Below are 9,752 nucleotides of genomic sequence, written 5' to 3' on the forward strand. Positions count from 1 at the left end.
GGCACGGAAGGTCCCTTCGGCGGCGGTTCGGGGCACGGAAGGCCGCCCGGCGCCGGTCTGGGGTACGGAACCCCTTCGGCGGCGGTTCGGGGTACGGAAGGCCGCCCGGCGCCGGTCTGGGGTACGGAACCCCTTCGGCGGCGGTTCGGGGTACGGAAGGCCGCCCGGCGCCGGTCCAGCGCACGGAAAGCCGCCGCCCGGCGCGGGTGGCGGCCTCAGTCCGACCGCACCTCGGAGCGGTCACCGCCCCACAACGTGTGGAACGAGCCCTCCCGGTCGGTCCGCCGGTAGGTGTGCGCACCGAAGAAGTCGCGCTGGCCCTGCGTCAGCGCCGCGGGCAGCCGCTCCGCGCGCAGCGCGTCGTAGTAGGCCAGCGCCGCCGAGAACCCCGGCGTCGGCACGCCCTGACGCGCCGCCGTCGCCACCACCTCGCGCCAGTCGTCCTGCGCCGCCCCGATCTCCTCCGCGAACTGCTTGTCCGACAGCAGACTCGGCAGCTCCGGCTGGGCGTCGTACGCCGCGCGGATACGGTCCAGGAACGCTGCGCGGATGATGCACCCGGCCCGCCAGATCGCCGCGACAGCCCCCGCGTCGACGTCCCAGCCGTACGCCTCGCTGCCGGCCCGCACCTGGTGGAAGCCCTGCGTGTACGACACGAGCTTGGACGCGTACAGCGCCTGCTCGACCCGGTCGGCGAAGCGGGCCGCCTCGTCCGCGCCCAGCGGCTGCGGCGCGGGGCCGGGCAGCGCCCGGGACGCCTCGCGCAGCCCGGCGTGGCCCGACAGCGAACGGGCGAACACCGCCTCCGCGATCCCCGACACCGGCACGCCCAGGTCGAGCGCGATCTGCACGGTCCAGCGGCCCGTGCCCTTCTGCTCGGCCTGATCGGTGACCACGTCCACGAACGGCCGGCCCGTCGCCGCGTCCGTGTGCGCCAGCACCTCGGCGGTGATCTCGATCAGGTACGAGTCCAGCCGCCCCTCGTTCCAGTCGCGGAACGTCCGGGCGATCTGCTCCGGTGAGTAGCCGGCGACCGCGCGCAGCAGGTGGTACGCCTCGGCGATCAGCTGCATGTCGGCGTACTCGATGCCGTTGTGGACCATCTTGACGAAGTGGCCCGCGCCGTCGGGACCGACGTGCGTGACGCACGGCGACCCGTCCGGGGCCTTCGCGGCGATCCTCTCCAGGAGCGGGCCCAGAGAGGCGTACGACTCGGCCGAACCGCCCGGCATGATGCTGGGCCCGTGCAGCGCGCCCTCCTCGCCGCCGGAGATGCCGGTGCCCACGAAGTGGATACCGCGCTCCCGCAGTTCCCTCTCGCGTCGGCGGGTGTCGGCGAAGTGGGCGTTGCCGCCGTCGATGATGACGTCGCCCTCCTCCAGCAGCGGCGCGAACTCCTCGATCACCGCGTCCGTGGCCTCGCCCGCCTTCACCATCACGACCAGCCGGCGGGGCCGCTCCAGCGCCGCGACGAACTCCTCGGCGGACTCGGCCGCGACGAACGTGCCCTCGTCACCGAACTCCTCGACCAGCGCGCGCGTCCGTGCCGCGGTGCGGTTGTGCACGGCCACGGTGAGCCCGTTGCGCGCGAAATTGCGGGCGAGGTTGCGGCCCATCACCGCGAGTCCCGTGACACCGATCTGGGCTGTACCACTCATGCGTGTGCTCCTGGAGTCCGTCGGAAGATCCGTCCGTGCCGTCACTGCCCGCTGTACCGGATACGCATACGTGCGGGCGGCCCCGGCCATTCACCGATCCTCGGCGCACGGACCGCGCTCCGCACTCGGCCCGGCCCTCCTCGTGCCGCACTCGGGCACCGTTCGGACTCCGTCACGTGCGAAGCGGGCACCGGCAGGACCCGTCGCACCCGCGCGCAGGCTGCCGACCAGCGACGACGCGTTCGGCGAAACGGGCAGGAACGGGCACACCCCGCCGGGCGAAGACGCTGGTCCAGCGGCCTCGGTTGCTTGTACAAACGACGCATGGGCCCGAACGGACGACGGGCCCGCCATGCAGCACCAGCACAGGCAGGGATGTGGGCCGTGGACACCGAGGAACGCCGGCGGGCCATTCTCGACACCGCCCGACGGGACGGGTCGGTCGAGGTCAACGCTCTGGCCGCCCGGCTGGAGGTCGCCAAGGAGACCATCCGCCGCGACCTCCACACCCTGGAGGAGCACGGACTCGTCCGCCGCACGCACGGCGGCGCGTACCCGGTCGAGAGCGCCGGCTTCGAGACGACGCTCGCGATGCGCACCATGCGCCACGTACCGGAGAAGTCGAGGATCGCGGCGGCCGCCGCCGACCTCCTCGGTGACGCGGAGACCGTCTTCGTCGACGAGGGCTTCACCCCGCAGCTCGTTGCCGAACACCTGCCGCGGGACCGGCCGCTGACCGTGGTCACCGCCTCGCTGGCCGTGGCGTCCGTCCTCGCGGACGCGGAGAAGACCGCCGTCCTGCTGCTCGGCGGGCGGCTGCGCGGCCAGACCATGGCCACGGTCGACCACTGGGCCACCCGGATGCTCGACGGCTTCGTCATCGATCTGGCGTACGTCGGGGCCAACGGCATCTCCCGCGAGTACGGCCTGACCACGCCCGACCCGGCCGTCGCCGAGGTCAAGGCGCAGGTCATGCGCAGCGCGCGACGGCACGTCTTCGCCGGTGTGCACAGCAAATTCGGAGCGGTCAGCTTCTGCCGCTTCGCCGACGTCGGCGACTTCGAGGCCGTCGTCACCGACACGGGCCTGTCCTCGGCGGAGGCACAGCGCTACTCCCTCATGGGGCCGCAGGTCGTCCGCGTCTGACCCGCGCGGCCGGGCGGCCCCGCAACAAAAGAACCGCATCAGCCGCACACCCGGGCCGCCGGGCGGTCCGGCGTACCCGAAAACACCCCGTGGACTCCGGGCACCGAGCCGCGACGAACGATCAGGAGAACACATGCCCCACCAACGACGACGTGGCATCCGCGTGCGGGTGGCCGCGGGCACGGCAGCCGTCGCCCTCGTCGCCACCGGATGCGCCGGAGCCGGCGGCACCTCCTTCGGCGGTGGCGACGCGCTCAACGTGCTCATGGTCAACAACCCGCAGATGGTCCAGCTGCAGAAGCTGACCGCGCGGCACTTCACGAAGGAGACCGGTATCGAGGTCAACTTCACCGTGCTGCCGGAGAACGACGTCCGCGACAAGATCAGTCAGGACTTCTCCCACCAGGCGGGCCAGTACGACATCGCCACCATCAGCAACTTCGAGGTTCCGTTCTTCGCCGAGAACGGCTGGCTCCGCCCGCTGGACGCGTACGCGGACAAGGACACGGCCTTCGACCAGGACGACATCCTGGACCCGGTGGCCCAGTCGCTGACCCACGACGGCACGGTGTACGCCGAGCCGTTCTACGGCGAGTCCTCCTTCCTCATGTACCGCAAGGACGTCTTCGCCGCCAAAGGCCTGACGATGCCCGCCCGGCCCACCTGGCGCCAGGTCGCCGCCCTCGCCGCCGAGGCGGACGGCGCCGAGAAGGGGATGAAGGGCATCTGCCTGCGCGGGCTGCCCGGCTGGGGCGAGGTCGTCGCCCCGCTCACCACCGTCGTCAACACCATGGGCGGCACCTGGTTCACGAAGGACTGGCAGGCGAGGCTCGACTCGCCCGAGTTCACCAGGGCGACCGAGTTCTACGTGGACCTGGTGCGCGAGCACGGCCAGGCCGGCGCCGCCCAGTCCGGCTACGCCGAGTGCCTCAACAACATGACGCAGGGCAAGACCGCCATGTGGTACGACGCCACCGCCGGAGCCGGATCGCTCGAAGCGGCGGGCTCCCCGGTGAAGGGCAAGATCGGCTACGTCCCCGCGCCCGTCGAGCGGACCGACAGTTCCGGCTGGCTCTACACCTGGGCCTGGGGCATGCAGAAGGCGTCCAAGAAGCCGGACAAGGCGTGGAAGTTCATCTCCTGGGCCTCCGGCAAGGAGTACGAGGCGCTGGTCGGCGCCACGAGCGGCTGGGCGGACGTCCCCGCCGGGAAACGGGTCTCCACCTACGACCACCCCGCCTACCTCAAGGCCGCGGGAGCCTTCGCCGAGGTCACCGAGAAGGCCATCGCCGGGGCCGATCCGCTGGCCCCCGGCACCCAGCCGCGCCCCACGGCGGGCATCCAGTTCGTCGGCATCCCCGAGTTCACCGATCTCGGGACCAAGGTCTCCCAGGAGATCAGCGCGGCCATCGCCGGCCGCCAGTCCGTAACCCAGGCCCTGAAGACCTCACAGTCGCTGGCCGAGCAGGTCGCCAAGGAGTACCGGTGAGCACATCCCTCAGCACACCGTCGGGTCCACAGGCGCGCACCGCGTCCCCGGAGCCCGTGAAGTCCGCGCCGCGCACCGCGCGCACCACCGGAAGGACGCGCGCCTGGGTCACCCGGGCACCGCTCCTGCCCGCGCTCGTCTTCCTCATAGCGGTGACCCAACTGCCCTTCGTGGCCACACTCGTGATCTCGCTGTTCGACTGGAACTCGCTCGACCCCGACGAACGCGCCTTCACCGGCCTGTCCAACTACGCCCTGGTGTTCACCGATCCCGCCCTGCGCGAGTCGGTGATCACCACGGTGCTCCTGACCGCGGGCGTCGTCGTCACCGCCGTGGTCCTCGGACTCCTGCTGGCCCTGCTGCTGGACCGCGCCTTCCCCGGTCGTGGGCTGGTGCGCACCCTGCTCATCACACCCTTCCTGCTGGTGCCGGTCTCCGCGGCCCTGCTGTGGAAGCACGCCCTCTACAACCCCGAGTACGGACTGCTCAACGGAGCACTCACCTGGGTCGCCGGACTGTTCGGCGACGACAGCCCGGTGCAGCCCGACTGGATCTCCGAGATGCCGCTGCTCGCCGTCGCGGCGTCGCTCGTGTGGCAGTGGACGCCGTTCATGATGCTGATCCTGCTCGCCGGGCTGCAGAGCAGACCCGCCGAGGCGACCGAGGCCGCACGGCTCGACGGCGCCGGCGCCTGGCAGATCTTCCTGTACCTGACACTGCCGCACCTGCGCCGCTATCTCGAACTCGGCATCCTGCTGGGCTCGGTGTACATCGTGCAGAACTTCGACGCCGTGTTCACCCTCACCTCGGGCGGCCTCGGCACCGCCAACCTGCCGTACACGATCTACCAGACCTTCTACCAGGCCCACGAGTACGGACTGGCGTCCGCCGCGGGAGTCGTCGTCGTGATCGGCACCATCGTCATCGCGACCTTCGCGCTCCGGGCGGTCTCGTCACTCTTCCGTGAGGAGGCGACCCGCGCATGACCACTGCCGCACTCCCACCGCACCCCCTGCCGCCCGCCGCCCGCAGGGCCCGGCGCCGCTCCGCCGCCCTCGGCCTGCTGGCCTGGGCCGCCGGCATCGGGTTCTGCCTGCCCGCCCTGTGGATGCTGCTCACCTCCTTCCACTCGGAGGCCGAAGCCGCCACCAACCCGCCCTCCCTCGCCGCCTCGCTCACCCTCGACGGCTACCGGTCGTTCTTCGGCGGCGCGGGCGGCCCCACGCCCTGGCCCCCGCTGATCAACTCCCTCTCGGCGTCCCTCTTCTCGACCGTCCTCGTGCTGGTGCTCGCCCTTCCGGCCGCGTACGCGCTCTCCATCCGGCCGGTACGCAAGTGGACGGACGTCATGTTCTTCTTCCTGTCCACCAAGATGCTGCCGGTGGTCGCCGGACTGCTCCCGGTCTACCTGTTCGCGAAGAACGCCGGGATGCTCGACAACATCTGGCTGCTGGTCCTCCTCTACACCTCGATGAACCTGCCGATCGCGGTCTGGATGATGCAGTCGTTCCTCGCCGACGTACCGGTCTCGGTCATCGAGGCCGCCCAGGTCGACGGCGCCCGGCTGCCCACCGTGCTCGCCCGGGTCGTCGCGCCCGTGGCGGGACCCGGCATCGCCGCGACCGCTCTCATCTGCTTCATCTTCAGCTGGAACGAGCTGCTGTTCGCCCGGGTGCTCACCGGCGTCGTCGCCCAGACCGCACCCGTGTACCTGACCGGATTCGTCACCAGTCAGGGCCTCTTCCTCGCCCAGCTGTGCGCCGCGTCCGTCGTCGTGTCCCTGCCGGTGCTCACCGCCGGCTACGCCGCCCAGGACAAGCTGGTCCAGGGCCTGTCTCTTGGAGCCGTCAAATGAGGGCAGCGATCGTCGAAGCACCCGGCAAGGTCACCGTCACGACCGTGCCCGACCCGGCTCCGGGCCCGCGCGACGTCGTGGTCTCCGTGGCGTCGTGCGGGCTGTGCGGCACCGATCTGCACATCCTCCAGGGCGAGTTCGCGCCCACGCTGCCGATCGTGCCCGGGCACGAATTCGCCGGGGAGGTCGTCGGCATCGGCAAGGACGTCACCGAACTGGCCGTCGGGGACCTGGTCGCGGTCGACCCGTCGCTGCACTGCCACGAGTGCCGCTACTGCCGCAGCGGACGCGGCAACCTCTGCGAGCGCTGGGCGGCCATCGGTGTCACCGTCCCCGGCGGCGCCGCCGAGTACGCGGTGGCGCCCGTCGCCAACTGCGTGAAACTGCCCGGCCACGTCGACGTCAGGGACGCGGCGCTCATCGAGCCCCTGTCCTGTGCCGTGCGCGGCTACGACGTGCTCAGCAACACGCTCGGCGCCGAGGTCCTCGTCTACGGCTCGGGAACGATGGGCCTGATGATGCTGGAACTCGCCAAGCGCACCGGCGCGGCCGGCGTCGACGTCGTCGACGTCAACCCCGAGCGGCTCGCCACCGCCGGCCTCCTCGGCTGCTCGCGCACGGCGGCCTCGGCCGACGAGCTCGAGCGCCCCGGCGGCTGGGACGTCGTCATCGACGCCACCGGCAACGCCAAGGCCATCCAGGACGGCCTCGGCCGCGTCGCCAAGGGCGGTACCTTCCTCCAGTTCGGCGTCGCCGACTACGCGACGACGGCGGTGATCGAGCCGTACCGCATCTACAACCAGGAGATCACCATCACCGGCTCGATGGCCGTCCTGCACAGCTACGAGCGGGCCGCCGCGCTCTTCGCGACCGGCGTGCTCGACGCGTCGGTGTTCATCAGCGACCGGCTGCCGCTGGAGCGGTACCCGCAGGCCATGGAGCAGTTCCGGGCGGGCCGCGGCCGCAAGATCGTGGTGGAGCCGTGAGCCGTGGGCCGTGAGGCGTGTCCCGGCCCCCGGCGGTGCGACGTCCGCCGGGCCGGGGCAGCTTTCCGGACACTCTCGGGCTGAAACCTTGTCACCCTCCGTATTCCGCCCCTACGTTGGCCGCCTGCGGTAGGACCAGCACGCGTGACCTACGGGTAGTGGGGGAGCACACCATGGCCGGAACCGGTCGGCACCGTCGATATCAGCCGAGTCGCATCAACCGCGCTTCGCTCACCGTCACCGCCGGCGGCGCCGGCATGGCGCTGCCGCTCATCGGCGCGGGATCGGCCCACGCGGCGTCCGCCGACGTCTGGGAGAAGGTCGCGGCCTGCCAGTCCACGAACAACGGCAAGGTCAACACCGGCAACGGCCACTACGGCGGGCTCCAGTTCAGCCAGGCCACATGGGAGGCGTACGGCGGCACGCGATACGCCGCGCGTGCCGACCTCGCCACCAGGGACGAGCAGATCGCCGTCGCCGAGAAGGTCCTCGAAGGGCAGGGCCCGCGCGCGGGGGCCGCCTGTGCGGAGCGTGCCGGGCTCGCCCGGGGCGGGGACGCGCCGGCGGGATTCGCCGAGCCGCAGCGGCTGCGCGGATCCGAACGCGCCGCGTCGCCCACGACCGTCCCGACTCAGCGCGAGGGCTACACGGTCGCCCGCGGGGACTCGCTGTCGCGCATCGCCCGGCAGGAGGGGGTCAGAGGGGGCTGGCAGCGGCTGTACGCGCAGAACCGCGCCGTGGTCGGTGACGACCCCGATCTGATCTTCCCCGGCCAGCGGCTCGTCCTGCGGGCCCCGGCCGCCCCTGCCGAGAAGCGCCCCGCCGGCACGGAACGCCCTGCCGGAAAGGAACGCACCGCCGGTGGACAGCGCACCGAAGCCCCGGGCTCCGGCAGCCGGGAACGCGCCGCCACGAAGCAGCCCGGCCGGCCCGCCGCGAAGCCCGTGGAGCGGTCCGCGAAGCCCGAGGAGCGGTCCGGCAAGCGGTCCGCCGAACCGCAGAGGCCCCAGCGGCAGGCGCCGAAGCCACGGACCCAGCCCAAGCCGCGCACCCCGGCCGAGGCCCGGCCCGACCGGCACGTCGGCTTCAGCGCCCCCGTGGCCGCCGGCCCGTCGACCGCGTACCGCAAGGCGGGCTCCTCGTGGTCGAGCGGGTACCACACGGGCGTGGACTTCCCCGTGCCCACCGGGACGTCCGTGAAGGCCGTCGCGCCGGGAACCGTGGTGTCGGCCGGCTGGGCCGGCGCGTACGGCTACGAGATCGTCATACGCCATCGTGACGGCAGGTACAGCCAGTACGCGCATCTGTCGGCGCTCACCGTGCGCACCGGCCAGAAGGTGACGTCCGGCCAGCGGATCGCCCGCTCAGGATCCACCGGCAACAGCACGGGACCGCATCTGCACTTCGAGATCCGCACCGGACCCGGATACGGCTCCGACATCGATCCCCTCGCCTACCTCAGGGCCGGCGGCGTGTCGATCTGAGCCGGCGCGCTGGGCGGCGATGCGATCGCCCCGCAGCGGTACGTGCCTGTCCGGTCGTCCACGGGAGACGTGCCGGTGCCGGGTGTGCGCGCCGTTGCCCAGCCGCTCGATCGTCAACAGGATCAGGCCGCCCGCGGCCACGACACCGCAGCCGAGCGCCAGCACCGTGCCCGCCACGCCGGAGCGGAAGTCCTCACCGAAGAGCGTGATCCCGACCGCCGCGGCGACCACGGGGTTGACCACCGTGACCGTGGCGAGCGGCGCCGCGAGCCCGGCTCCGCGGTACGACGCCTGGGACAGCAGGAGCCCGCCGACCGCGAACACGGCCACGACGAGCAGGCTCGGCCACTGGGTCAGCGGCGCGCCCCAGTCCCAGTCGACGGCGACCGTCTTGGTGAACACGGAGGCGATGCCGAAGGCGACGCCCGCCGCACCGGCCAGCAGCACACTGCGCACGATCGGCCGGTGCACCCCCTGGGCGCCCAGGAAGAGCAGGGCCACGGCGCCGAGCGTCACCGCCGCGAGCACCGCGCGTTCCGCACCGCCCAGGGACTGGGAGGCGGAGCCACCGGTCAGCGCGAGGAGCCCCGCGAGCCCGACGGTCGCCATGATCGCGCCGCGCCAGGCGGTCGGGCCGGCCCCGCGCCGTACGAACACCGCGGCCATCGGCAGCGCGAACACGATCGTGAGCGCGCCGAGCGGCTGCACGACACTGAGCGGCCCGTACGCCAGCGCCACGACGTGGAGCACCGCGCCCACGCTGTTGAGCACGACGGCCACCCACCAGCCGGCGTGGTTCAGCGGCGCGTAGGGCCGGGACGGGGTGGTGGTCGCCACGTGCTCCTGGAGGATCGCCCCGGCCGCGTAGGCGACCGCGGAGACCAGGGACAGGAGCACGGACAGCGCGAGGGAGCTCATGGTGACCACCCTGTCCCCCTTCCGCCGCCACGTCGTCGTTCTTGAGCAGGCACTTGTCCGTACTGCCGGGGTAGTACGGGAGGACGTCCCGGATCCCCCTTCCGGCGGGGGCGCGGGCGGGCCGGGGTCCCGCGTCCCGTCGAGCGGGCGCCCGTTCCCGACGTCCACGACCACGAGGGGAACCCGCTCCTCGAGGTGCTTGGCCGTGTCGGGGTC

The 9,752-nt window shown here is 72.2% G+C and carries 8 protein-coding genes; 6 read left to right on the plus strand and 2 right to left on the minus strand.

Annotated features, from left to right (window positions below):
• Nucleotides 1-215: 215 nt before the first annotated feature.
• Nucleotides 216-1,658, minus strand: a complete 1,443-nt coding sequence (gndA, locus tag AB0K02_RS33625) for an NADP-dependent phosphogluconate dehydrogenase (protein WP_365996408.1) — start codon at nt 1,656-1,658, stop codon at nt 216-218.
• 384 nt (nt 1,659-2,042) lie between these two features.
• On the opposite strand from gndA, the gene AB0K02_RS33630 reads away from it, so the two are divergent.
• The 6 genes from AB0K02_RS33630 (at nt 2,043) to AB0K02_RS33655 (ending at nt 8,618) form a co-directional block, all read left to right on the plus strand.
• Entirely contained in the window at nt 2,043-2,804 is a 762-nt protein-coding gene (locus AB0K02_RS33630; RefSeq protein ID WP_365996409.1) for a DeoR/GlpR family DNA-binding transcription regulator, read from the plus strand.
• Nucleotides 2,805-2,937: 133 nt separating this feature from the next.
• Nucleotides 2,938-4,293: a sugar ABC transporter substrate-binding protein gene (locus tag AB0K02_RS33635; protein WP_365996410.1), complete on the plus strand. Its 1,356-nt coding sequence runs from the start codon at nt 2,938-2,940 to the stop codon at nt 4,291-4,293.
• A 56-nt stretch (nt 4,294-4,349) separates the two neighbouring features.
• Nucleotides 4,350-5,279 (plus strand): sugar ABC transporter permease, encoded by a 930-nt coding sequence (locus AB0K02_RS33640; protein WP_365996415.1) that lies wholly within the window; start codon nt 4,350-4,352, stop codon nt 5,277-5,279.
• Entirely contained in the window at nt 5,276-6,148 is an 873-nt protein-coding gene (locus AB0K02_RS33645; RefSeq protein ID WP_365996411.1) for a carbohydrate ABC transporter permease, read from the plus strand. The genes AB0K02_RS33640 and AB0K02_RS33645 overlap by 4 nt, the downstream gene beginning before the upstream one ends.
• A complete protein-coding gene (locus tag AB0K02_RS33650; RefSeq protein WP_365996412.1) occupies nt 6,145-7,134 on the plus strand; it encodes a zinc-dependent alcohol dehydrogenase family protein in 990 nt (329 codons plus the stop codon). Before AB0K02_RS33645 ends, AB0K02_RS33650 begins: the two co-directional genes overlap by 4 nt.
• Before the next feature lie 173 nt (nt 7,135-7,307).
• On the plus strand, nt 7,308-8,618 hold the full coding sequence (locus AB0K02_RS33655) for a peptidoglycan DD-metalloendopeptidase family protein (RefSeq protein ID WP_365996413.1): 1,311 nt from the start codon (nt 7,308-7,310) through the stop codon (nt 8,616-8,618).
• Here the strand turns inward: AB0K02_RS33655 and AB0K02_RS33660 are convergent.
• Nucleotides 8,499-9,536: a DMT family transporter gene (locus AB0K02_RS33660; RefSeq protein ID WP_365996414.1), complete on the minus strand. Its 1,038-nt coding sequence runs from the start codon at nt 9,534-9,536 to the stop codon at nt 8,499-8,501. The two genes, AB0K02_RS33655 and AB0K02_RS33660, sit on opposite strands and share 120 nt — an antisense overlap.
• Nucleotides 9,537-9,752 lie beyond the last annotated feature (216 nt).

This window comes from Streptomyces sp. NPDC049597, assembly GCF_040675505.1.
In the GTDB taxonomy this organism is placed as follows: domain Bacteria; phylum Actinomycetota; class Actinomycetes; order Streptomycetales; family Streptomycetaceae; genus Streptomyces.